The organism is Hahella sp. NBU794 (assembly GCF_050749805.1).
Taxonomy (GTDB): Bacteria; Pseudomonadota; Gammaproteobacteria; order Pseudomonadales; family Oleiphilaceae; genus Hahella.
Genome location: NZ_CP192738.1, coordinates 1172572 through 1197001, shown reverse-complemented (window position 1 = coordinate 1197001; position 24430 = coordinate 1172572). Strand labels below are relative to the sequence as shown.

Here is a 24430-nt window from a genome sequence, read left to right as displayed (position 1 = left end):
GCAACGAAAAAATAATTAATTATATTTTCGATCACTTAGTCCAGGAGTTGGACAAGGTTTCGGCTTGCTTAAGTACTAACTCGACGGCTTCGGCGGCCTTATCGGGCGGATATTTCCAGCGTTGCAATGTTCTACGCACCAGTATTTTTAGTTTAGCTCTAACGCTATCGCGTACCTGCCAGTCTACAGTGGTAGATTTACGAAGCTTGTCAGTGATTTCTACGGCAATCTTCTTCAGTATTTCATCGCCAAGCTCGCGAACTGCACTTTCGTTATTGGCTAATGCATCGTAAAAAGCGATTTCATCCGGATTTAATCCTAGCTCCGCCTCCCGTGCCATTTCGGCTTGAAATTCCTTGGCAAGTTGAATTAACTCTTCAATGACCTGTGCGGTCTCAATGGCCCGGTTGTTATATTTGCGCAACGTTTCTTGCAAGCGTTCAGCATATTTCTTTTCTTGCACTACGTTGTTGCGAGTCTTGGCTTTGATATCATCCTTGAGTAACTTTTCCAGCAACTCAATGGCCAGATTTTTATGCGGCATCTGCCGGACATCTTCCAAGAATTCATCAGAAAGCAGGCCTATATTAGGCTTGTCTAATCCACATAGACTGAAGACATCGGCGACGCCTTCGGCGATGACAGAGTTATCCAATATTTGTTTTAGAGCAGAATTTTTCTCTTCCAGGGTTCGCTTTTTATCGACAGCTGTAAATTTTGTGATAGCCGCTTTAATGGCGGCATAAAAAGCGATCTCTTTTCGTAATTCTTTGGCCTGATCCAGCGTACTACAGAGCGAGTAGGCTTTACTGGCGGCCAACACTAAGTCTAAAAACCGCTTTTTGCCGTCCTTCAGGCCCAACACATAGTTAGCTGCAGGCACCAGCAGTTTATGAGCGTTGGTTTCAAAGGCGGCTATATCCAAGCCTAGCGCATCTGGGGTCTTGGCAAATAGGCCTCTTAATGCGTCAATCTTCTCCAGAAGGATTGCGAAAGCCTCTTCAGCGCGCAGCGTCGGCTCGCCTTTTCCCTTGGAATCGGTATAAGTTTTCAGCGCTTGCTTCAGTTCATTGGCTATGCCGATATAATCGACTACCAATCCGCCGGGTTTGTTTTTGAATACGCGGTTTACCCGGGCGATGGCCTGCATCAGATTGTGCCCCTTCATGGGCTTATCGACATACATGGTATGGCAACAAGGAGCATCAAAACCTGTCAGCCACATATCACGAACTATCACCAGTTTCAGAGGGTCATTAATATCCTTAAATCGCTTCTCAAGCCGCTTTTTGGTCTTCTTGTTGTAAATATGGGGTTGCAGTAACGGTTTGTCGGAAGCACTGCCTGTCATCACAATTTTGATCGCCCCTTTCTCGGGGTCTGCATCGTGCCAGTCTGGGCGCAAGGCAACAATTTCATTGTAGAGCTGGGCGCAGATATCCCTGCTCATGCCCACAATCATGGCCTTGCCATCCATGGTGGCTGTCCGGGCCTCAAAGTGATCAATCAAGTCGGCCGCTACTTGCTTCAGTCGCGGTGTGGCGCCCACCAGTTTTTCTAACCGACTCCATTCTCCTTTGGTCTTTTCTCGAGCGCCCACATCTTCTTCATCTTCCACAACCTCGTCGACCTGATCGGAAAGCGCTTCAATCTCAGCGCTATTCAATTCCAGTTTTGCAAGGCGTGACTCATAGTAGATAGGCACTGTTGCGCCATCGTCTACGGCGTCTTGAATATCGTATATGGAGACATAGCCACCGAACACGGCACGGGTATCTTTGTCTTCCTGCGAAATGGGCGTGCCCGTAAAACCAATAAACGAGGCAAACGGCAAGGCATCGCGCATGTGTTTGGCATAACCAAATTTGTACTGACCATCGGCGGATAAAACCGCTTTTAATCCATACTGGCTGCGATGGGCTTCATCGGAGATCACCACGATATTGTGGCGGTCGTTCAAAATCGGGTGGCTGCTTTCCTCATCACCATTTTCATCTTTGATTAGGGCAAATTTTTGTACCGTCGTAAAAATGATACCGCCAGACTCGCGCTCGGCCAGAAGCTGGCGCAGTTCATCTCGGTCATTGGCCTGTACCGGTGTTTGCTTCAATAGCTCCACAGCATTGCTGAAGGTGGCAAATAGTTGCCCATCCAGATCATTACGATCCGTTACCACGATCAATGTGGGGTTGTGCATCGCAGGTTGCTGTAGCAACTTGCCTGCATAGCAGCACATAGAAATGCTCTTGCCGGAACCCTGCGTATGCCAAATTACACCCGCTTTCTTACTACCAGGAACAACCTCATCGCCATAGGCTGCGCGCTTTTCTGCAATCCCCCCAAGATCTTGCGCAGCAATCACCGTGGCTTTTACTGCTTCACGCACCGCATGAAACTGATGGTAACCCGCGATTTTTTTAACAATCGTCTCACCGTCGGTTTCAAACAGTACAAAATAGCGGATGTAATCCAGGAACAGCTCTCGGTCGAAAAAGCCACGTACCACCGTTTCCAGCTGCCATTCCAGCAATGGCTTATCGTCTTCATGCTTGAGGGTGCGCCAGGGTAAGAAGCGTTCCTGATCAGCCGTTAACGAGCCGACGCGCGCTGTGTAACCATCACTCACCACCAGCGCTTCGTTATTTATAAACAGATCGCTGATTTCATCTTTGTAGGTTTGCAGTTGATTAAAGGCATCCCAAATATCAGCGTTTTCATCGCTGGGACTTTTCAGTTCCAGTACCGCAAGGGGCAGGCCATTGATAAAGCAGATCACATCCGGGCGGCGGGGTTGTTTGGTGCCTGTGATGGTAAATTGATTGATGGCAACAAAGCGATTGTTGGTGAGCTTATCGAAGTCCACTAAAAACGCATGGTCGTTGATCACTTCGCCATGGTCGTTCTTGTATTCGACCGCAACACCTTCTAGCAGAAGTCGGTGGAATGCGCGGTTATTGGTAATTAAATCCAGACTTTCTTGCCTGTTCAGTTTGGCCCATACCTGCTCGATACATTCGTGGGGCAGGTGCGGGTTAATCTGGGCAAACGCTGTTTTAAGGTCATCTTTCAGCAATACTTGTGTGTAATCGTCACGCTTTGGGTCAGTGCCATCCGGCGCAATATCTGGCCCATAGAGAACATTCCAGCCGCACTCGCGGAACCAATCTAAGCAGAGGGCTTCAAGTTGTTCTTCGTTCATACATAATTCCCGCGATTGGCTTGACAGTGCTTCCTAACTTCTTCTACCCATCGCTCATACCAGTGCCAATGTTTTCCTGCCACTAAAACACCAAACGCAAGGGCAGGATTTTTTGCATCGTTTTTCTTCCATAATTGTGTGTGGTCATGCATCGAAAAGCGTTTGAATCCCTCAGCCTGAATTAACTCAACAACCTGCTTAGGGAGATACTTTTTCTTTTCTGTCTCCTTGATCACCGCGTACTCTTTATTAACTGCATCTGCCAATGGCGAGTCAGACCTTACAAACTCAATAACTCTATCTGCTTGCCCTTTTCTGTTGGTAGTTTTTGGAACAAACAAGATTCGATAAGCATAATGAGAGCTGGAAAATTCCTCATCTGTAAGTGCGGCGTCAAAATCGCGAATATATCCCTGGATGTTTGCAGGCAAATCTTTATGCTCTTCCAGAAGGGATTTTTGGTCAGTTGAAATGGTTGAAAACTGCAAGCTAAAGGATAGATGTTTTTCTATACCGTATTGTTCACCAAAGCATTGCTTGATGTATTTGTTGTAGTTCAAGCAGCAGGCCTGAAAGCGTGCGCTCAAAATATCATCAATTCGGGTGGTCATTTGATGTTCTATCTCATGACGCAAACCAATTAAAAATCGGAGGTTGTTTACTGTATCCCTATCGATAGGTGAGCTCTTATCATTTAGGCATCGCTCCAATTCCCAATGCTTGTGGGCACCATGCTTAGTTTTATGGAAATTTTTACGCTTACCGTTTTGGTCATAATAGCGGTATTCGATATTTTCCTTCTTGAAATAGGCGTGCAGTAGATATGTCCAGGCAATTATCATCAACACGACATAGGATTCTGACTTGAACCCGATGTTTGGATTGTTGAATATCTGGACGGCAGCCAATGCCGCCTCTCTGGATTTGTTGACCAGCTCGATTTTAATTGAACCAACACGCCTATTTCGTTTTGCCATGGTCACACTTCCATAACTGGCAGTTCGCCTGAGAGTAGTTTTGGAAGTAGAGAGGCTCTTAATGCAGAAAGGGAATTGTTTTGCTTTATGTTTTTTGATTTTGTTTCAAGAATAGGCAATACACGCTGGCTAAACCTATCCATTAAATCGTTATGTGGGGTGACAACATTCATTGCCGCAACTTGTGGTGGCTGCGCTCTCTGACGACTTCCTGTCGTTCCTGTAACTCTTTGCGAAATACCTTCTTGAAAGGGTGCTGAGGTAATGAGGCAATAAATGAAGGCCCTGCGCTCGTCCTTTTTAGGTACAAACTGCATAAATTCGGTCGAACATATTGCGTTGACCTCATCATCTATATCTGGCCACCAAGTTCTTGGGAAATGAGGGTTTAGCTTTGATGATAATACCGATGTCTTTTTAACCTTATACTTTCCACTTTTGATAGTCGAACCAAGTTCCTTGGCAGGTGACTGATCAACATCAAATGCGGGTATGCTGAAATGATCCCAGACTTTGTCCGGATAGTTATTTGGTTTTACTGAGGTCGTATCTAAACGAGCAAGCTTTGAAAAGCTATCAGTATTCCACCCTTCCGGCACCTCCCCCAACTCCGAATCTACCATCTTTGACGGAAACAGCGCGGCGGTTTGTGCAAGTTCGGCATAGGCTTCTGGCTGCTCGGCTTGCAGTTGCTTGAGGGCGGTTTCGTCTTTTGCGGAGATGGCCGACATGGCGGCGAACTCGGCTTGCTCTGCGGTGCCTCCGCCCTGCAATACAGCAATCTTGGCTTTTACCGGATCAAAATCCACAAACCAGCTTTTGAAAATCGCCTGGGCGATTTGTTCGAGGGTTTGGTTGGTTTTTATATTTAATGAAATTTTATCGCTAAGCGATTTAAGCGTTCCTGCAATTTTTAGTTGTTCTTCTAAAGGTGGAATGGGTAGCAACACCTTTCTTAGTTCGCTTTGTTTAATACCTTTTACAGTCGAGCCAGTTGCTCTTGCTTCAAGCTGATTCTGAACATATTTACTTTGCATGGCACAGAGCAGGAAATCATTATCAAGAACCCCTTTTAATCCCCGGAGCGTGACTATTCTTTGAGCAAGCGCCACTTCTGAGCTGGTTAACTGTGCCGTTTCCCCTAGAGGAGCTTCCGTGGTTAAAACAACATCTCCCACTTCAGGTAACCCTCTGACCATCCATGTGTCATAATTTTCTTCAGCAATAAACTCTGTAGGTGACTGAACATAACCATTTTTAACTATTTTTGCAGTTATTAAAGGAATTCCTAGCTCCGTTTTTGTCGGAGTCTTACCGCGATAATCAATTATTGCTTCCATCACCTCTTCAAGAGGGTGTAGCTTCCAGGTTTTTGGGAATGATTCAGCACTCATAACCCAACCCCGCCAAATTCTTCTTAATCTCCGCCTCCAATCGATCAGACTCAGCAAATTGCTCTTTTAACTGAGATGTGAGCCTAATCATCTTTTCATCAAATGGCTCGCTGTCTGTTTCCTGGTCCGCAGCGCCTACATAGCGACCGGGTGTAAGAACGTAATCATGTTTCTTAATGTCTTCCAGACTGGCGGAATAGCAAAATCCCTTCACATCTTCATACTCAGCGTTTTGTTGCCAAGCATGAAAGGTATTGGCAATTTGAGCGATATCTTGATGAGTAAAATCACGCAGTACGCGGTCTTTCATAAATCCCAAATTACGGGCGTCAATAAACAGGGTTTTGCCCCGTCGGTCCTCTTTTTTCTTGTCGAGCATCAAACCGTTGGCTTTGTCTTTGGTTAAAAACCAGATGCAGGCAGGAATTTGTGTGTTGGTAAACAGTTGTCCGGGCAGGGCCACCATACACTCGACCAGATCCGCTTCGATCAGCGCCTTGCGAATTTCGCCTTCGTTGTTGGTGTTGGAGCTCATGGAGCCGTTGGCGAGCAGCAGTGCCATGGAGCCCTGATCATTGAGGTGATGCAGCATGTGCTGTATCCAGCCAAAGTTGGCGTTGCCCTGGGGCGGTGTGCCGTATTTCCAGCGCACGTCTCCCTCCAGCTTGGCATGCCACCAATCTTTAATGTTAAACGGCGGGTTGGCCATGACATAGTCGGCACGAAGATCCGGGTGCTGATCATCTAAGAAACTGTCGGCGTTCTTAGTGCTGAAGTTGAAGTCGATGCCGCGAATAGCCATGTTCATCGCAGCCAGCTTCCAAGTTGTTGGGTTACTCTCCTGGCCGTAAACCGAGACATGCTTTTTCTGCTCAGCGGCGTTGTAGTGCTTTTCTCCGGCGTGCGCTTCGATAAATTTGTCGTTAGAGACAAAAAAACCTCCGGCGCCCATGGCTGGGTCATACACGCGACCGTTATAAGGGGCGAGCATCTCGACGATGAGGGTGACAATACTTTTCGGCGTGTAGTATTGGCCGCCTTGCTTGCCTTCGGCTAAAGCGAATTGACCCAGAAAATATTCGTATACGTGGCCAAGTATATCCTTGCTGTGCAGGCTGAGTTTTTGGCCGCTGTGTACTGGGTTACTGAAGCTGGTATCGGAAAATTTGTTGATAAGCTCGGATAGGTTGTGGTTTTCAACCTGATATTGGCTAACACGTGGCAATACGCCTTTGAGTTTGGGGTTTGCGAGTTTGTCGCCTATTTTGTAAGTTTCAATGGACTCAAGTGCATGATCAATCAGCCAGGAAATGGAGGTCAGTTTTCTAACTGTCACTGGATCACGTTTTTTAGTTTCGGGATCAGTTTCTGTGGCTTGGTATTGCTCTCTTATTACGTCGGCTTCTTCTTGAGTAATTTCTTTGCCCGCATATTCAAGCCACAGTTGAGTGCCAATTGCTAACCCTGCAGTACCTTTTAAATACTCCCAACGTGATCGCTTGGGCACCCAGAATACGTTTTTCTCCTGGTAGTATTCGTGAAGCTCCAGCTCGGTATTGACGGCTTCTTCATACTCTTCATCGCTGTCGTACTCTTCGCGCGGCATGTAGTAAATATTGTCGTCGCCATTAGGTAGTGGAGTATCTTCGGTAAACAATTGGCGCAGTTCACTCTGGCGCTCTTCAAAGGCATCGGACACGTACTTAAGAAAGATCAAACCCAGCACAACGTGCTTGTAGTTTGCCGCGTCAAGGTTGTTGCGCAGCTTATCAGCAGCTTTCCAAAGTTTGTCATCGAGAGCTTTTAGAAATTCTTGTTCTGCAGTATTCATGGGGTTCTCTTTAATTAATTGCATCCGTTATTCATATCAAAGCCAGGCGCGAGCTGGAGGTTTTCGACGCCATAGAGTGTTTGCGTGTTCTTAAGCCAAAGGTGGTTTTCTGGCCCATCTAATTTATGGTCCTGAGAGCAGTCCACATTCCATTTGCGTAATAGGTAGCCGGCAACTGCTGCTCGTACTTGAACAATGAGCATCGTGCTTTCCATTCCATACTCAAATGCAATGGTTTCAGGGTGCTGAAGCCGTGGGTGTGGAACGATGTGCAGGTCGACGATTCTGTTCCATTGATTATCAGCCGATTTGGCTTGCTCCTCGGGAACTTCCTCGTCGATGAGTTTGGGCAACTCAATGCGGTTTACTACGAAGTCGGCAAAACGGTTCCGCGCCCTGTCGTAGGCGCGAACATGCCAACGCAATCCATTATCGACCAGAGCAAAAGGCACTATCTCTCGCTCACTGATGCCGCTGGATAACGACCGATACTGAACCTTCAAAACCTGATTGTTATGGATAGCGCGCGTAATACAAGCCAGCGTAGCGATGTTCGGGAAGTTAAGCTGCGTAGGGGCTTCACACGCAACAATGGGCTTTTGGCTGCCAACGAAGTCATCAGCAAAGCCATGCAGCAAGGCTGCGAGTGTCTGGCTGCCGGTGTATTCAAAAAGTGGGGTAAAGCACTCTTGTTCGCTGCCGCTTGGGCTTCGGCGCTGGATGTAGGTTTTGGCTTTGGTGTCGTATTCGATATTTTTGGGAGCGAGCTCTTTATAGAGTGAGAGATCGCGAGAGGCGGCTTCCTTGTTGCAAAAACGTGATGTCAGATCAGTACGATTAACCGAGCCCAGGAAGTAGAGCTTGAAATCTAGGTCGAATAGACGCTGCCGCTGAGACTGACCCAATGCCGCCAACTGTTCTTTGTAGCTTTGTGTCCTGTGTTTGGGGGCGGTCAACACTTTTTCCCTGCAACTTATTGGTTAAACACCCACACTCTCAATCAGTTGAACTGATCGCTTATTTGATATCACCGTGGTTAACCTTAGAGTAGAGTATCCATCCAACTAGATAGTAGGCGCACATTTATATTTTATATGCTATTGAGCGTCAACATGATAACCATCTTTTTTGGGGACAGGGTATCGCCAATTCTCTCACCCAATGCCGCCATCAAACCGCTCGATTAGTCCGCCATGTAACTAGCTGTTTAAAAAGGAAAAGTGGTTTGGGAAAGTCGCGGACTTCAAGGTTGGCGGAGAGTGAGGGAAGAGAGAGAAATGGCCGGGAGAGAGCGAAACAGAGGCATATACCCGGTTTTCGGGTGACTCGCCAAGTCCGCGAGAACCCGCAGGAACCTGCAACAGTACGCAGGAGCAGGCAATAAAAAAGGCCAACCCGAGAAGGTTGGCCTTTTGAATTTGGTGGAGACGGCGGGAATTGAACCCGCGTCCGCCAGTCCTCTGCCATTGGCTCTACATGCTTAGGACCCTCTATTCAGTTAACCCGTTACGACCCGAAGGGCAGGGTGTAAAAGGCGATCTCCTGAAGTTTCGCGTGTACAACTGGAGCAGCTGCACAGGCTAGCTTGTTATGGGTGACACTCATAAAAACCGCGGTACAAGCACCTTGGCATGAGTGCTAGAGCCCTTAGGCTGCTAGAGCGTAAGTTTCGTCGTTTGCGACTATTTTTTACAGTAATTGGAGTACGAGTGTTACTGTCCACTCGACATGCACCTCAGGGTTTGTAACCGGCGTCGAAACCAAGTCGTCCCCGATGATCGTAATATGGGGCGTACTTTACCCGATTTCAAGAGCGCTTTTCCAGTCCCCATTTGCATTGCGCCTTATTCTGTCTTCGTCGTCTGTTTTGCAATCGTGGGACTTTTCATTCCGCTTCGTCGGCCTGATATATAGGTAAGGCTCTCAAGTTAAGTAACGGTTCGCTATAAATAGGAGGCGTTGCAGTGCTTTCTGTGGATAGTTGGCGGATTAAACGGCATCGGATGATTAATGCCGTTCATTCCGTGCTGATTCTTAGTGGCATGAGTTTTCTGGCCTGGGTGCTGGCGAGTTGGTTTTTTGGGGCGATGGCGGCTTATGCTTTGGCGGGTGTTGTCATCGTCTCGCTATTGGTTACGCCGAGGCTGGCCCCGGACATGTTGATTCGCGCCTACAAAGCGCAATATCTGCCTTTCGCCCAGGCTCCGGGGTTGTATCGATTGATTCAGGCTCTGAGCAAACGCGCGGAGCTATCGAATACGCCCAAGCTTTACATTGCTCCCAGCAGTGTCCTGAACGCCTTTGCAATAGGCGGTAGGGACGACGCTGCGATTGTGGTTTCACAGGGCCTGCTGCACTCTCTTTCTCAGCGGGAGCTGGCTGGAGTGTTGGCGCATGAAATCGCGCATATCCGCAATGGCGATGTGCGGGTCATGATGATTGCCGACAGTATCAGCCGATTGGTGTTTCTGCTGACTCATATTGGCCAGTTTTTACTGCTGATTAACCTTCCTCTGATCTGGCTGGGGGCGATGTCCGTCGATTGGACAATCATTTTGACTCTGCTCCTTTATCCTTTCCTTCTTTCTCTACTGCAATTGGGCCTGTCGCGCACCCGCGAGTACCTGGCGGACGCTACGGCGGCTCAATTGACTGGAGACCCTGCCGGGTTGGCCTCCGCTTTACGGGCCATTGAGGAACGGCAGGGAAGCTGGATGGAGCGTATCTTCGCTCCTGGGCGTGGGGAGTCTCAGCCCTCCCTGTTCAGGACGCATCCACCGACGGAAAAGAGAATACAACGCCTGCTTGATCTGATGCAGCAAAGTCCTGAGGAAGGTCTGGTATTTTCCCACTCAGAGCCCTGTCCACAGGGCTTGTTAAAAGGTCGCGCCAATCGGCCAAAACGGTATTGGCATGGCTATTGGTATTGAGCTATTGTCCCTTTGCTGATGTGACTGACAGGCTGTTTATGGAGTAACCAAAGCAAATAAAAATTAAGCGGTTTAAGCGTTGAGAGGGTGTCTTTTTCGCCCCGGTTTAGATAAACTCCGCAACCCTTTTCATGGTCCATAGACAGGACCCTGTTGGGAACGCTCCTCAGTTGCGTTGATGAGCCTTGTCCGCAAGCGACGTCAGGCTCAGATCAGCCGGATATCGGAGCGGCGCCGATGATGCGTAAAGGGAAAGATTATGCACATCCGGCGAATGTCGCCGATACAAATCCGCCGAATATAACCGACTTTAGAGTATTTAAGATGATTCGATGGGAACACCCGAAACAACGTCGATTTTACCGGGCCAGCATTCAACGGGACCTGTTCGGCCGCCTGGAGATTCTGTGCGTGTCCGGCAAACTGGATGCGCGCAACGGAAGCTGTAAACCCATTTACTGCAATAATCCAGATCATCTCAAGGAAGAGTTGAGAAAAATATTTCGCGCCAGAAGGAAAAGCGGTTACAAGCTTTTCCCCTAACGTCCGTTACTGTCCCCATAAAATCCCGTACTAGCCATCGCACGGCCGTCACATTCATGACTGACGAGCCAAAGGCAAGACCGCCCGGGGCGAAAGACTGCTCCTGCAGTTTCGCCTCGGGCGGATCAATTCGTTCCTGATCATCTAATACCAGAAACCGCGCTTATCCAGCGTTATGTTCCGCAAGCGCCCTCAAGGCTGCTGGCAGGTATCCCACTGCAATTGATACTCAATCTTGGAAGAGGCGTCGACAGTATCCAGCTGGATCTCCGCTTTGCCGCCATCCGCTGCTTTATAGGCTTTGATGCTGGTATTCGCGCGAATAATCGCGTCTTCCCCGCAGGGGGACCAGGAAATCGAGCCAATGCGGAAGTTATCTTCGACCAGGAAGTCCTCTACAACAGGATTTTCCGGGTCCATCCACTCTTTGTTCAGGCGTGAGCCCACGGACTCGCCCGCAAAGAAGTAACTCGCCTGTAGCGATGCATAAGCGCCCGGCGCGTTGTCTACGTATCCACGATAGTCCAGCGCCACCAGCGCCACGGTCAGACCATGGGGGACGCGAACGGCGACGCCCAGGTTACAGCTCTTACGGACGCGGCCAGAGTCTGCGGTGGTGGAGTCTGCAGTATATTGGTCAAAGAACATACTGATTTTGGAGTAATCGGGAGACATTACCGCACTGGCGGAGCCGGATGGGCAACCCGAGCCGCCATAGGCGAAGTCGTAGATTTCAATATCCTCATTAATGAGGTTGGGGTGAGAGGTTAAGAGAGCATTATCCGCCGTTGCGCCGCCAGAAAAAAATGCCGCCGCAGTCAGCGCCGCCATGATTCCTTTTTTCATATTATGTAATCCATTTTTTGATATCGGTATGTTTTGAAAGTACGCAGAGAAAGGCGTACAGGGAGGTATAACACAGGCGCAGTGTTCGCCTGCGCACCCTGCGAGGCTTGACGCTACGTTTACTTTCAACGCCAGCATAATCCGTTAGGGCAAAAAGGCGCCTCCGTTAATTTTACCAAGTTAAATTTACTTAGTTGTTTTTCCCGGAAGGGCGCGCGGAAAATGCGCTTATGTTAAGGTAAGCGCCATCACCCCAAGCCCATTCTGAGTTTGCATATGCCGTCCGCCGCCAAGTCCCTGAACGCTCTATCCTTCGATAACAGCTACGCCCGTCTGCCTCCGCACTTTTATCAAAAAGTCGCGCAGACACCGCTGGAAGACGCACACTTGATCAGCTTCAATGGAGACGTGGCGGAAACGCTCGGGCTGGATCGGCGCCACATTAATCCTGAAGAACTGGCGCGCTATTGCGGTGGTGGCGGCGCGCTTGAGGCTGGTGAATCCATTGCGATGAAATATGCAGGGCATCAGTTCGGCCATTACAACCCAGAACTCGGGGACGGACGCGGCCTGCTGTTGGGCGAAGTCGTGACGACGGATAATCAGCGTCTGGATCTACATCTGAAAGGCGCCGGGCGGACTGCATACTCACGCTTCGGCGACGGTCGCGCCGTGCTGCGCTCCAGTATCAGGGAGTATCTGGTCAGCGCCGCCATGAGCGGCCTCGGCATATCCAGCACTCGCGCGTTATGTCTGGTGGGCAGTGAGGAATATACCATGCGTAATGGTATGGAACCCTGCGCGATGGTATTGCGCGTCACCCCTTGCCATATTCGCTTTGGCCACTTCGAGCATTTTTATTATCTAGGCCAGCATGACGACCTCAAATTGTTGGCGGATTATTGTATCGAGCGCTATTTCCCCGGCCTGCAAGAAGCGGAGAATCCCTACCTCGCCATGTTCAATGAAGTCCGCGACCGCACGGCTGATTTAGTCGCGCAATGGCAAAGCTATGGCTTCGTACATGGGGTGATGAATACGGACAACATGTCGATCATCGGAGAAACCTTTGATTACGGCCCTTTCACCTTTCTGGATAGCTACGATCCCAACTTCATCAGCAACAAAAACGATACTGATGGGCGTTACGCGTTCAAGCAACAACCCGGTATTGCTTTGTGGAACCTCTCCGCCTTGGCTCAAGCGTTACTGCCGTTAATTCCGTTGGAAGAATTAAAGTCAGCGCTGGATGGTTTCGCCGAGCGCTACAGCGCCGCCTTTTACGGAAAAATGGCGCAGCGTCTGGGCTTCAGCGCGACGACTCAGGGAGTTCAAGATAGCGAACAACGTCGACTCATAGACGAACTGCTCTCTCTCTTCACTACTCACAACACTGACATGAATCGCTTTATGCGAGCCTTGGGTGACTACGATGGCAGCGAAAGCAGTCTGGCTTTCATGTCTGACCTGAGTTGCGATAGCCGCGCTTTTTCAAGCTGGAAGAGCGACTATAGAAAACAGGTAGATACATCCGCCGCCACTGTTCCGGACAGAACACAGGCCATGCAGCAGGTTAATCCCGAGTACATTTTGCGTAATTACATGCTTGAAGAAGCCATCCGGGAAGCGCATCAGGGCGATTACCTGCTGGTGCAAAACCTGCTTCGCATCGTTAAAAATCCCTTCAACGCACAACCCGGCGCAGAACGATACGCCGACGCGCCGCCGGACTGGGCGGGAGGCATTTGTCTAACCTGCTCATCATGAAGCAGCCGCGACGGTATGCGGCCGCTTACTGACTTACTCGTTTAAATCCGTCGTTCTTCATGGCTATAATGGCGTTCCTATCGCGCTGCTAAAGGAGCATGGCTACCCAGACAACCAAGGACCCTACTCTCAATAATAAATCCCGGGCACGGATCAGCTGAGGATTCTTAATCTTAAGAATAATAATCTAACCACTCTTGCAGGAATGACGAGCGCTTAGCGCGTTAGGCCGCCTCGGAGCAGGTTTAAAAACAGCCGCCTCCCTGCCTGGAAAAGGAACTCATTTTTCAAGGCGACAAAGGATATGCTTAGAAAATCACCTTATTCGTTATTTTTCGCGTTTCTCATCTCCCTTTTTCTATCCAGCGCCGGCTACGCCAATCAGGCGCCCGACCAAGACATTCTGGAATACCTCAATGGCGTGCCTGGAATGGAAGCGGAAGAGCTGGACAACCCACCGGAAGGCTACCGTTACATTCTGATCCGTTACGAGCAGCCCATCGATCACGCTAACCCCGCCATGGGAACTTTCAAGCAGCGCATGGTGTTGCTGCATAAATCTGCGGAAGCGCCAATGGTGTTAGCCACAAACGGCTATAACATTTCCGTCAGCACCTACCGCTACAACCTCACCAAAGTGCTCAACGCCAGCCAGCTGAAAATTGAGCACCGCTACTTTGCGGAATCCAGACCAGATCCTTTGGATTGGCAGTATCTGACAATCAAGCAGGCGGCTTCAGATCATCATCGTATCGTGCAGGCGATTCGTCCGTTCTACAGCGGCAAGTGGATTTCACGCGGCGCCAGTAAAGGCGGTATGACAGCCATGTATCACCGCCGCTTTTTCCCCAATGACGTAGACGGCACCGTGGCCAATGTAGCGCCGCAGAGCTTTGGTCGTCTGGACCCCCGCTATGTGACGTTCCAGGAAGAAGTCGGCCCACGCGCCTGTCGTGAAACGCTCAAGCGTTACCAGCGCGAAGTGTTGAAGCGCAGGGAAACCATGAAGGCTTACATCCAGACCTACGCAACTGAAAACGGCCTGGAGTTCAATCTCGAAGGCGGTTTGGATCGCGTACTGGACCTCACCATCGGCGAGTTGTACTTCCAGTTCTATCAGTACGGAGATCTGGAATACTGCAAAGATATCCCCGCTAAAGACGCCAGTGACCAGGAGCTGTTCGATTTCATGCTGGCCTGGGGTCCGTTGACCTTCGTTACGGATTCCGGACTGGAACAGTATGAAGCCTATTTCTATCAGGCGATCACCCAGCTGGGGTACCCCCGTTTGCTCACCAGCCATATGCGTAACTTGCTGATGTACGATCCAAACGATTACAGCGCTTATGTCAGCGAATGGCCGAGCCAGCGCTTCGATCACAGAGCCATGTGGGATATCGCCGAATTTGCGACGATGAGAAGCAAAAACGTGATCATGATCTACGGTGAAATCGACCCATGGTCTGCGGCGGCCTTCTTTATCCCTGACTCCAACCGTCGCGGTACTCGCACCTTTATGGTGAAAGGCGGCAATCACGGTTCCGACATCCTCACTTTGAACGAGCGTGATAAGGGCAGAGCCTACTCCATGTTGGAAGATTGGACAGGCGTAGCCCCGCAAGATCCGCCTCTAATGCTGAGAAGCCTGTCGATCAGCAAAGACAGCGCCCTTGAATCGGAAGAAGAGGGACTGCAACGCCGTCCTCTGTAATCTATCCTCAGTCCTCGGCGGCTTAGTCGTCGGGGGCTTTTCTATCCTCATGCCTTATTAAAGGCGCTCTCCCCTCTCCTACAATCCATCCACCGAGATTCATTAACCTGTTATCCTAAACAGCTTCAATTTAGATACTCGGATGTATAAGGTAACTCAATGAATCCCTACCAAGCTCCTCAGGCGGAATTGACTTCAGAAATTCACAAGGAAGATATGGACTATGTCGGTTTCTGGGCTAGAACCGGCGCCAGTATTATCGATACGCTGATTATGATGGCGATCTCCTATCCGATTCTGATCTCCCTATACGGCTTCAATTATTTCGATGGTGAGACGTTTATCGCGGGCACGGCAGATGTGCTGCTCAACTATGTCTTCCCGGCGCTTGCGGTCATTTTATTCTGGATCTACCGCTCCGCCACGCCAGGAAAAATGCTGGTTAACGCCGTCATCGTCGACGCCAAAACAGGCGCTAAACCATCTAAGGGCCAAATGATCGGGCGTTATTTCGCTTACTACCTGTCATTACTGCCTCTGGGCCTGGGTTTTCTTTGGGTCGCCTGGGACCCGAAAAAGCAAGGCTTCCATGACAAGCTCGCCGGAACCGTCGTTGTGCGTTCCAGCTAAGTAAACCCAACCATCCCCTTTAGCGTTATTGAATTAGTTTCGAGGACTCTATGGCTTCCATCATCGTGGTGAACGGCGAGCAATACTGGCCAAAATACCTCACTGGTCATGAAGTGCATTACCGTCGCCTGCAAACCAGCAAATGGCTGTATCACGATAACCGACTGTGGGTATTTGACGCTTCCGGCGTCGTGCGGGCGGACGCGGTGTTGTGGCGACTTGGCGCGGTTAAGCCGGACGAGTCCCATCGTAGCGTCCTTGAACTGATTCGTTTCGCCGGCGTTCCCTGCGTAAATCCAGCACGCACCTTGCTGCGTGGCTATGATCGTTTATCGATGCTGGCGGAACTGCAGGAAGCAGGTCTGACCGTATCGCCGCATACTATCGCCATCGGTGAGAACCTGTTAGATAAAGTCGATCCTCCCCTGCCCTCGGTGGTTAAAGTCGGCAATTTCCACGGTGGTTACGGCAAGGCCCTGGCGGAAAACGCAACCTCCTGGTCGGACATCAAGGACCTGACGTTCATATCCAATGACTACGTGACGCTGGAAGATTACATCCCTTACGTCCGCGACATCCGCTGCCTCGCTATCGGCGACAGAATGTGGGCCATGTCCCGCCGCGGCGCCCGCTGGAAAGCCAACATCGAAACCTTGGACTTTCAACTGATGCCGGTCCCAGACAATTTGCGAGAACAAACCCAAATCGCAATGGACCACTTGAGTGCGGACATACTCGGCCTGGACTTTCTGGAAACCGAAAACGGCGAATTTATCCTGCTGGAAAGCAACGATATCCCCGGCTTAAACGGATTCCCAGAAGACGCTCTGGAAGCGCTGGCGAGGATTTTGAGGGAGAGAGTTGAGGGCGTTTAAAAGCTTGGCGACGCCTCTGCTGATAACGGCAAAATGGACTTGCCGTCAGCGCTGACGCACAGATTTAAAGTTTTGCTATTTTCGCCAGGGAAGCCAAATTGCGAGCCGATCTGCCTGATAGCTTCCGCCACCAGCTTGGGCGTCACTGAAAAAGCAATGTCAGGAGTAGTCTCGGCAATCTCAGGGGAAAATCGCCACGGAATATTCACGTCTTTATCCAATGTAAACCAAGGGGCGCTCTTTTCCCCTTCCCGCCAGACTTTTAACTTGAGCAGGTTCCACTCTACTTCATCGACCAACCAGACATATCGAGCGTCGTTGACGGTTATTAATCTAGTCTTTGATTTCATAGAAAAAAACAGGGTAGCTATTCGTTTTTCTGTTGGATGCTTGAACAAGCAGAAAAAGTGTCGAGTGGAAAGCCGGTAATCCGCTTTCCACTCCGAGGTGACTAGCCAAGAATCAAACTGCAATCTCAGCCAGGTTCCCCTTGCTTTCGAGCCATTCGCGTCTGTCGGAGGCGCGTTTTTTGGCCAGGAGCATATCCATTTTTTCTTCGGTGTCGTCGGCGGCTTCCACGGTGAGTTGCACCAGACGACGGGTGTCGGGGGCCATGGTGGTTTCGCGGAGTTGCAGGGGGTTCATTTCGCCCAGGCCTTTGAAGCGTTGGACGTTGGGTTTGCCTTTTTTCTTCTCGGCGGCGATACGGTCGAGAATCCCCTGCTTCTCATAGTCGTCGAGGGCGTAGTAGACGTCTTTCGCCACGTCGATGCGGTATAACGGGGGCATAGCGACGAAGACGTGGCCGGCTTCCACCAGCGGGCGGAAGTGCTTGACGAATAACGCGCACAGTAAGGTGGCGATATGCAGGCCATCTGAGTCGGCGTCCGCCAGAATACAGATCTTGCCGTAGCGCAGCCCTTCCAAATTGCTAGAGCCCGGGTCGACGCCGATAGCCACAGCGATATCGTGTACTTCCTGTGACGCCAAAATCTGCTCTGAGTCTACTTCCCAGGTATTAAGAATCTTTCCACGTAGCGGCATCACCGCCTGAAATTCCCTGTCGCGAGCCTGTTTCGCGGAACCGCCTGCAGAGTCCCCTTCCACCAGGAACAGTTCGCCGCGCATCGCATCGCTGCCGCTACAGTCGGCCAGCTTGCCGGGCAACGCCGGGCCGCTGGTAATTTTCTTGCGTGCGACTTTTTTGGCGGCGCGCAAACGGCTTTGGGCGTTGTTGATGGCCAGCTCAGCCAGTTGCTCCGCTTCCGCCGTATGTTTGTTCAGCCACAGGCTGAAAGAGTCTTTCACCACACCGGAAACGAAGGTGGCGCATTCACGGGAGGACAGACGCTCTTTGGTCTGACCGGAGAACTGGGGCTCCTGAATCTTTACTGACAGCACATAGGCGCAGCGATCCCAGACGTCTTCCGGGGACAGCTTGACGCCGCGCGGCAGCAGGTTACGGAACTCACAGAACTCCCGCAGCGCTTCCAGCAGGCCAGTGCGCAGACCGTTGACATGGGTGCCGCCCTGGGCTGTGGGAATCAGGTTGACGTAGCTTTCAGCGATCAGTTCGCCGCCTTCCGGCAGCCACTGCACCGCCCAGTCCACTGCTTCCGTATTGCCCGCCATCTGGCCGATAAAAGGCTGCTGCGGCAAGGTGACGAATTCGTTGGTGGCGCCGCTCAGATAGTCTTTCAGACCGTCTTCGTAATACCACTCGTCTTTCTCGCCAGTGTTTTCGTCTTTAAAGGTGACTTTCAGACCGGAGCACAATACCGCTTTAGCGCGCAGCACATGGCGCAGGCGCAGAACGGAAAACTTGGGAGAATCGAAGTACTTGGGGTCAGGCAGGAAAGTCACCGTGGTGCCGGTATTGCGCTTGCCGCAGGTGTCGATCACTTCCAGGTCTGAGGCTTTATCGCCGTTGGCGAAGGTAATGCGATGCACTTTGCCGTCGCGACGGATCAACACTTCCAGATTCAGGGACAGTGCGTTCACAACAGATACACCCACCCCATGCAAACCACCGGAGAACTGGTAGTTTTTGTGGGAGAACTTACCGCCTGCGTGAAGCTTGGTCAGGATCAGCTCAACGCCGGGCATCCCTTCTTCTTTGTGGATGTCCACCGGCATGCCGCGACCGTCGTCGGTTACGGACAGAGAGCCGTCTTTGTACAGTACGACGTCCACTTGTCGCGCGTGTCCCGCCAGCGCCTCATCAACGCTGTTGTCGATAACCTCTTGAGCGAGGTGGTTGGGCCGCGAGGTGTCCGTATACATGCCCGGACGGCGGCGAACCGGGTCCAGGCCATTGAGGACCTCAATGGAGTCGGCGTTGTAGTTGTTTGACAAAAGCTTCTCCTGAATACAACTCGTTACTTGCCGACGCGCTTTCGGGCGGCGCTCCCTGCCCGCTATTGACTGATTGGGCCGGACAACGGCCTTTCCCGGAAACGCGCCTGCATGCGCTTGTGACTTTCTCCGGGGGCGCAGGGGCCAATCGCCGGAGATTGGAATTGGGCATTAATTTATAGGAATGCCGCCAAAGATCAACTGGGAAGGGGTGAAATTCCTTTCACCCGCCCGGCCTCACTTGCTAATTAGCCGATATTCCTTGTGCGCCTGCGAGCCGCCCGCTCCGGCGCTACCAATGTCGCCTTGAAAGCCGGTGGCGAATGAAAATCCTGACTTGGACTCATTCATCTCTATCGTTTCCAGGGCATTGCGCACGGGATACTCGGCGCAGGCTTCGCCCGAATCGCAGATTTTACCGTCATTATCCAAATCTGTGCCGGCCACCAAGAGGTAGGTTCCTGCTTCCACACCGCTGAAGGCGAAGTTGTAAACGCCGCCCGAAGCAGTGGCGCTGATCTGATATGGAACATCTGATATGTCTTCTGGGTTAACCAACAAAATATAATGCTTGCCGGCATCCGGCTTAGCATTTGGATCAGCCAGGGTCAGCGTGGCGGGGATCGACAGTTTGACCGCCTTAGACGATTCATCAATCACATAATCCACTGTAATTTCGCCTGGATAGCTGACTCCCACGTCCAAACCGGTGGCGTCCGCACTGATGCGATAAGTCGAGTCATCAAGGTCGCCATTGTCATCCACGCTCAGCCATACGACGTCACCAGACGCAGACGTGGATACGGTCACGCCACTAACGCCAGACGGAATGCTCAGGGTGATGACCGTCGAACTGGTGTTGGTGAATTTCAAATTGTTGGCGGATGCTTTCACAACTGGCGGCGGCGAGCCTCCTGCCGCCGTCACGGCTTTGGCTGCATCTATTAAACCGTAACCATAGATGTCATCTCTCCCTGTGGCGCCGATATCAACCGACAGCTCGCCATTTGTCAGATAACTGTCGATATCCGATGGCGTCACATCACGGAGGGACTCCATTAATGCGAAAACTCCCGCCACATGAGGCGACGCCATGGACGTGCCCTGCATCTGCGAATAAGCGAACTGGACAGAGCCCGAGCTGTCATTCCCCCATGTGCTTAGCACGCCGTCTTGTTGGCCGTCTCCATCCAGATCAAGGAAGAAGTTTCCGCCAGGGGCCGCGACATCAACCGTGGAGCCATAATTTGAATAAGGCGCTTTCAGTCCATCGGACCCCACCGCACTGACCGAAATCACGCCAGGGTAGGCCGCAGGATAAAACGGAGACGAGGTGTTTTCATTACCTGCGGCCGCCACCACGATCACACCGGCATTTAATGCATCCTGAACAGCGACGCCCAACGCTGTAGAAAACCCAGCGCCGCCAAGGCTCATATTGATGATGTCAGCACGTCGGCTGGGGATAGTCCCCGAAGAATTGGAAAGTCCCGCAGCAAAACGAATCGCCTGCACCAGATCCGCATCAGAACCACTCCCACCCTGCCCGAGCACTCGTATCGGCATTACTTTAGCCTCAAAGGCGACGCCTACCCCTCCGATGGAATTCGAGGCGGCTGCGACGGTTCCGGCGACATGCGTGCCATGAAAACTGCTGCTTCCAAACACACTATCGCCAGGATCTGTGGGGTCGCTATCAATACCATCGCCATCTAGAGACGAGGAAAGGGAACTGACAAAGTCGAAATCATCGTTGGCGCTCACTAAACGCCCAGACAAATCAGGATGGGTTAGTAATACGCCAGTATCTAAAACCGCCACAACAACTCCAGAACCATGAGTGACATCCCACGCACTGGGCAAACTGATCAAAGGATAATGCCATTGCAGTCCATAAAGTGGGTCTGATGGCGTTTCCAGCGCTTTACGAATGTAATTGGGCTCGGCGAACTCGATATCCGGCCGCTGACGTAAAGCTTCTATCAGTTCAATAGTGCGCTGTCTTTCATCCACTTTCTGCGCCAAGGACTTTAGCGCCGGTCCCTGCACTATCTGGGCATCATCGAAGCGGAACAAGCCTATATTAGCGTCGCCGAATCTTTCCAGAAAATATCCCGGCAGCGCCTGCGCGGAATATCCTTTCGCAGCCTTGTAGCGGATAATCGCCTCACCCGGCGCAAACTCCGCCTGGGTCGGTATCGATAGCGCAGAATAATTATTGAGCGCACTGCTTGAAGCTGCCTCGCCAACTACCAGGATGTAGCTGGAAGGGCCTGAGAAACCTTCAACTTTGATATAAAAATCACCGTCAGCGGGTACGGTAAGCGTTTTAACGCCAATATTCGTTGCAACTAAAGGGTCTGTAGCGCCGTCGACCCGAGACAGGGTTAAGCGCTGAGTGGATGCAATCCCTTTTGCAGACGCTTCCGCGTTTAATTTAACCGTCTGACTAGCCAACAACTTGACTCGGTAGTAATCAACCAAGTCTCGGCGATATGAATGCTCACCGTCGTAAGCGCCAGATGAATCGCTGACGTAGCCTCCGACGATTGCCGGATTCGAAATGATCTGCGCTTCACTCTCACTGTTGTTAGAAGTAGTGCCCGCTGAAACGTCAGAAGAATCCGAATCCACCTGCGTAAACGACGGAATACTGATAGAGCCAGACAACGTATAGGTCACAGCGGCGGGCGTATCACCGCTATCGCCGCCCCCTCCTCCACCGCCTCCGCAGGCGGTTAACGTCGTCGCCAGAGTGAGTATGAAAGCTTTGCCGGTAAATGAGAGGCTTCGCATATAAATTCCACAACGCAAATGGGTCATATATGTATATCCTAGCAGGAGACAGGAGGACGTGAGCGCCAATTGCAGCGCCTTCGTCATCATTTGGCGTTTATACTAAAGCGTTCTATATAAAATATAACCAATTGCGTCAGAGCATAAAAACGCAGCTTCACCCCGGAATGAGTTTTATGTCTTACGATTTGAAGTCTTTGAAGTTTCCCCGCCTTGCCGGTACGCCTCTGAAAACCCTGGTGGGCCTGCTCGAAAGCAACTATTCCCGACGTATTCTGGGACTGGCGTTGCTGCGCGAAGGCGGCGCCTACAAGCTGCGCGAGGCGGAGCTGAACACCACGCCGACGCTATTTCCCAAACATCCTCCCGGGCGCGCTCCGGAAGCGGCCCACGCCCGAGCCAGCATCGCCATGGCGGAGGAAGCGATTAAAAACGTACAGGACGCCTTCCCGCTGACCTCAGCCAGAGACCTTATCCAGGCTTATCGCAAAGGCCAGACCACGCCGCTGGATGTCGCGCGCCGGGTCATCGCAGCGCTGCAGCAAAGCGACTCTGGTCAGCCGCCGCTGCGCGCCGTCATTTTCAGCTCGGAACAAGACATCCTGATGCAGGCGAAAGCCAGCGCGCAACGTTATCAGGAAGGGCGTCCCCTGAGTTTGTTAGACGGCGTGCCGGTGGCGATCAAAGACGAACTCGACGCAGCGCCTTACGCCACCTCCGTAGGAACCCAGATTTACGGACAGGACTGCTCCGTTGACCAGGACGCCACCGCCGTAGCGCGGCTGCGCGCCGCCGGCGCCATCATCATCGGCAAGGCCAACATGCATGAGATCGGCCTTGGCGTCACCGGGGCCAACGTGCACCATGGCCACTGCCGTAATCCTTACAATCTCGACCACTATGCTGGTGGCTCCTCCAGCGGCAGCGCCGCTGCGGTGGCGGCGGGTCTGTGCCCGATCTCCCTCGGCGCCGACGGCGGCGGCTCCGTCCGTATTCCCGCCGCGTTATGCGGCGTAGTGGGTCTAAAGCCGACCTGGGGACGGGTCAGCGAGCATGGCGCTTTTCCACTGTGTTGGAGCGTGGCCCATGTCGGTCCCATGGGACGTTGCGTCGACGATGTGGCCCTGGCTTACAGCGCCATCGCCGGCGCAGATTTAATGGACCCCTTCTCTATCGATCAACCGCCGCCCCATCTTTCCGACTATATGAAGCAGGACCTGTCCGACCTCCGCATCGGCATTTACTCTCCCTGGTTCGGGCACGCCAACCGGGAAGTGGCGCAGTCCTGTCAATTGGCCGTAGAAAAGCTGAAAAGCCTGGGCGCTCAGGTGCAGGAAATCACTCTCGAAGGTCTGGATCTGCAGCGGGTCAGTCACGCCATCACCATTGGGTCGGAAATGCTGGCGGCGGTGGACGCCGAGTATCGCCGTAATCCGCAAAGCTTCGGCCTGGACACGCGCCTTAATCTGGCCGTGGCGCAGCAGTTTTCCAGTACGGACTACATCAAAGCGCAACGCTTTCGCACTCAGGCCATGCGCGACTTCGACAACCTCCTGCAGAAAGTGGACATTATCGTCACGCCCACCACCGCCATGACTGCTCCGCGCATTCGACCGCAGAAAGAGCCCAGCGGCGAGTCCAACTTGCAGGTGCTGACGGAGCTGATGCGTTTCGCCTTCTCCGCCAATCTTACCGGCCTGCCGGCGCTGACCTTGCCGGTGGATTACGACGCCAAAGGCCTGCCGATCGGACTGCAACTGATGGGCGGGGCCTGGCGCGAACATACATTGCTGCGCGTAGGACGGGCGCTGGAAAGCAAGGTGGAGCTGCGACGTCCAGCGCTGTACTTCGATCTGTTAAAGCCCTGAGCGTCGCAAGAAAAAAGTTGCGCAGAAAAGACGCGACTAGTCTTTCACGAAAGGATTGGTTCTACGTTCCACGCCAAAGGTGGACATGGGGCCATGACCAGGGATGAAAGAAACATCATCGCCCAGTGGCCATAATTTGGTTTTGATGGATTGAATCAGCGTGGCGTGATCGCCTTTGGGAAAGTCAGTGCGGCCAATGGAGCCATTGAACAGGACGTCTCCCACTAGCGCCAAACGTGCGCCTTGATGGTAGAAAATCACATGTCCGGGCGTATGTCCCGGGCAGTGGAACACCTGCAGGGTTTCCTCACCGACGCTAACTTCATCGCCATCGTTCAACCAGCGATTCGGGGTGAACTGCTTGGCGCTGGGGAAGCCGAACATCATGCTTTGCTGCGGCAAGGCGTCGATCCAGAACTTGTCCTCATACTCCGGTCCTTCGATCGGAATTTCATGAGAATCCGCCAACTCAGCCGTGCCGCCGGCATGATCGATATGCGCATGGGTCAACAACACTTTTTCCAGCGTCAGACCGTTACGCGTCAACACGGCTTAAATCTTGGCGAGGTCTCCGCCTGGGTCCACCACGGCGGCCTGACGCGTTTTTTCGCACCAGAGTACGGTGCAGTTCTGCACAAAAGGGGTAACGGGCACTATTTCGTATTTCATGACTACTCACTAAATCCAAGTCCTACAACAGGCGCAGCC

Annotated in this window: 16 protein-coding genes, 1 other RNA gene and 1 pseudogene; 7 read left to right on the top strand and 11 right to left on the bottom strand. The window is 51.8% G+C overall.

Annotation, left to right across the window (positions count from 1 at the left end; translation table 11 throughout):
• Nucleotides 1–31: 31 nt before the first annotated feature.
• The 6 genes from ACQYWX_RS05310 to ssrA form a co-directional block, all read right to left on the bottom strand.
• Complete coding sequence (locus ACQYWX_RS05310; protein WP_431688119.1) at nt 32–3199, bottom strand: type I restriction endonuclease subunit R; 3168 nt, start codon at nt 3197–3199, stop codon at nt 32–34.
• The gene (locus ACQYWX_RS05305) at nt 3196–4176 is read right to left on the bottom strand and encodes a DUF3644 domain-containing protein (RefSeq protein ID WP_431688118.1); all 981 of its coding nucleotides are present in this window, start codon (nt 4174–4176) and stop codon (nt 3196–3198) included. The genes ACQYWX_RS05310 and ACQYWX_RS05305 overlap by 4 nt, the downstream gene beginning before the upstream one ends.
• Nucleotides 4177–4178: 2 nt before the next feature.
• The gene (locus tag ACQYWX_RS05300; protein WP_431688117.1) at nt 4179–5570 is read right to left on the bottom strand and encodes a restriction endonuclease subunit S; all 1392 of its coding nucleotides are present in this window, start codon (nt 5568–5570) and stop codon (nt 4179–4181) included.
• A complete protein-coding gene (locus ACQYWX_RS05295; protein WP_431688116.1) occupies nt 5560–7401 on the bottom strand; it encodes a type I restriction-modification system subunit M in 1842 nt (613 codons plus the stop codon). The genes ACQYWX_RS05300 and ACQYWX_RS05295 overlap by 11 nt, the downstream gene beginning before the upstream one ends.
• A 14-nt stretch (nt 7402–7415) precedes the next feature.
• Nucleotides 7416–8357: a helix-turn-helix transcriptional regulator gene (locus tag ACQYWX_RS05290; protein WP_431688115.1), complete on the bottom strand. Its 942-nt coding sequence runs from the start codon at nt 8355–8357 to the stop codon at nt 7416–7418.
• 463 nt (nt 8358–8820) lie between these two features.
• Nucleotides 8821–9174, bottom strand: a transfer-messenger RNA (tmRNA) gene (gene ssrA, locus ACQYWX_RS05285).
• Nucleotides 9175–9404: 230 nt separating this feature from the next.
• On the opposite strand from ssrA, the gene ACQYWX_RS05280 reads away from it, so the two are divergent.
• Entirely contained in the window at nt 9405–10331 is a 927-nt protein-coding gene (locus ACQYWX_RS05280; RefSeq protein WP_431688114.1) for a zinc metalloprotease HtpX, read from the top strand.
• Between the two features lie 324 nt (nt 10332–10655).
• Complete coding sequence (locus ACQYWX_RS05275; protein WP_127968804.1) at nt 10656–10874, top strand: WGR domain-containing protein; 219 nt, start codon at nt 10656–10658, stop codon at nt 10872–10874.
• Between the two features lie 192 nt (nt 10875–11066).
• On the opposite strand, the gene ACQYWX_RS05270 is transcribed toward ACQYWX_RS05275, so the two are convergent.
• Nucleotides 11067–11720 carry a DUF4360 domain-containing protein gene (locus tag ACQYWX_RS05270; protein ID WP_431688113.1) on the bottom strand — a complete coding sequence of 218 codons (654 nt, stop codon included), beginning with the start codon at nt 11718–11720 and terminating at the stop codon, nt 11067–11069.
• Between the two features lie 276 nt (nt 11721–11996).
• Here ACQYWX_RS05270 and ACQYWX_RS05265 point away from each other — a divergent pair, with 276 nt between their 5' ends.
• From ACQYWX_RS05265 to ACQYWX_RS05250, 4 genes are all read left to right on the top strand, one after another.
• Entirely contained in the window at nt 11997–13487 is a 1491-nt protein-coding gene (locus ACQYWX_RS05265; RefSeq protein WP_431688112.1) for a protein adenylyltransferase SelO, read from the top strand.
• A 304-nt stretch (nt 13488–13791) separates the two neighbouring features.
• On the top strand, nt 13792–15198 hold the full coding sequence (locus tag ACQYWX_RS05260) for a S28 family serine protease (RefSeq protein WP_431688111.1): 1407 nt from the start codon (nt 13792–13794) through the stop codon (nt 15196–15198).
• Between the two features lie 159 nt (nt 15199–15357).
• Nucleotides 15358–15828, top strand: a complete 471-nt coding sequence (locus tag ACQYWX_RS05255) for an RDD family protein (RefSeq protein WP_279506977.1) — start codon at nt 15358–15360, stop codon at nt 15826–15828.
• A 50-nt stretch (nt 15829–15878) separates the two neighbouring features.
• Nucleotides 15879–16703: an ATP-grasp domain-containing protein gene (locus ACQYWX_RS05250; RefSeq protein ID WP_431688110.1), complete on the top strand. Its 825-nt coding sequence runs from the start codon at nt 15879–15881 to the stop codon at nt 16701–16703.
• Here ACQYWX_RS05250 and ACQYWX_RS05245 read toward each other — a convergent pair.
• The 3 genes from ACQYWX_RS05245 to ACQYWX_RS05235 form a co-directional block, all read right to left on the bottom strand.
• The gene (locus ACQYWX_RS05245; protein ID WP_431688109.1) at nt 16700–17176 is read right to left on the bottom strand and encodes a hypothetical protein; all 477 of its coding nucleotides are present in this window, start codon (nt 17174–17176) and stop codon (nt 16700–16702) included. The two genes, ACQYWX_RS05250 and ACQYWX_RS05245, sit on opposite strands and share 4 nt — an antisense overlap.
• Nucleotides 17166–19058, bottom strand: coding sequence for a DNA topoisomerase IV subunit B (parE, locus tag ACQYWX_RS05240; RefSeq protein WP_216736857.1), 1893 nt, complete (start codon nt 19056–19058; stop codon nt 17166–17168). The genes ACQYWX_RS05245 and parE overlap by 11 nt, the downstream gene beginning before the upstream one ends.
• 237 nt (nt 19059–19295) lie before the next feature.
• On the bottom strand, nt 19296–21854 hold the full coding sequence (locus ACQYWX_RS05235) for a S8 family serine peptidase (RefSeq protein ID WP_431688108.1): 2559 nt from the start codon (nt 21852–21854) through the stop codon (nt 19296–19298).
• Between the two features lie 176 nt (nt 21855–22030).
• On the opposite strand from ACQYWX_RS05235, the gene ACQYWX_RS05230 reads away from it, so the two are divergent.
• Nucleotides 22031–23722 carry an amidase gene (locus tag ACQYWX_RS05230; RefSeq protein ID WP_279506972.1) on the top strand — a complete coding sequence of 564 codons (1692 nt, stop codon included), beginning with the start codon at nt 22031–22033 and terminating at the stop codon, nt 23720–23722.
• Nucleotides 23723–23758: 36 nt separating this feature from the next.
• On the opposite strand, the pseudogene ACQYWX_RS05225 reads toward ACQYWX_RS05230, so the two are convergent.
• Nucleotides 23759–24391, bottom strand: a pseudogene (locus ACQYWX_RS05225) (MBL fold metallo-hydrolase).
• Nucleotides 24392–24430 lie beyond the last annotated feature (39 nt).

Bases quoted from the DNA above. Each gene is read 5' to 3' on its own strand.
- ACQYWX_RS05310 (WP_431688119.1), bottom strand. From the start codon at position 3,199: ATGAACGAAGAACAACTTGAAGCCCTCTGCTTAGATTGGTTCCGCGAG.
- ACQYWX_RS05305 (WP_431688118.1), bottom strand. From the start codon at position 4,176: ATGGCAAAACGAAATAGGCGTGTTGGTTCAATTAAAATCGAGCTGGTC.
- ACQYWX_RS05300 (WP_431688117.1), bottom strand. From the start codon at position 5,570: ATGAGTGCTGAATCATTCCCAAAAACCTGGAAGCTACACCCTCTTGAA.
- ACQYWX_RS05295 (WP_431688116.1), bottom strand. From the start codon at position 7,401: ATGAATACTGCAGAACAAGAATTTCTAAAAGCTCTCGATGACAAACTT.
- ACQYWX_RS05280 (WP_431688114.1), top strand. From the start codon at position 9,405: ATGATTAATGCCGTTCATTCCGTGCTGATTCTTAGTGGCATGAGTTTT.
- ACQYWX_RS05275 (WP_127968804.1), top strand. From the start codon at position 10,656: ATGATTCGATGGGAACACCCGAAACAACGTCGATTTTACCGGGCCAGC.
- ACQYWX_RS05270 (WP_431688113.1), bottom strand. From the start codon at position 11,720: ATGAAAAAAGGAATCATGGCGGCGCTGACTGCGGCGGCATTTTTTTCT.
- ACQYWX_RS05265 (WP_431688112.1), top strand. From the start codon at position 11,997: ATGCCGTCCGCCGCCAAGTCCCTGAACGCTCTATCCTTCGATAACAGC.
- ACQYWX_RS05260 (WP_431688111.1), top strand. From the start codon at position 13,792: ATGCTTAGAAAATCACCTTATTCGTTATTTTTCGCGTTTCTCATCTCC.
- ACQYWX_RS05255 (WP_279506977.1), top strand. From the start codon at position 15,358: ATGAATCCCTACCAAGCTCCTCAGGCGGAATTGACTTCAGAAATTCAC.
- ACQYWX_RS05250 (WP_431688110.1), top strand. From the start codon at position 15,879: ATGGCTTCCATCATCGTGGTGAACGGCGAGCAATACTGGCCAAAATAC.
- ACQYWX_RS05235 (WP_431688108.1), bottom strand. From the start codon at position 21,854: ATGCGAAGCCTCTCATTTACCGGCAAAGCTTTCATACTCACTCTGGCG.
- ACQYWX_RS05230 (WP_279506972.1), top strand. From the start codon at position 22,031: ATGTCTTACGATTTGAAGTCTTTGAAGTTTCCCCGCCTTGCCGGTACG.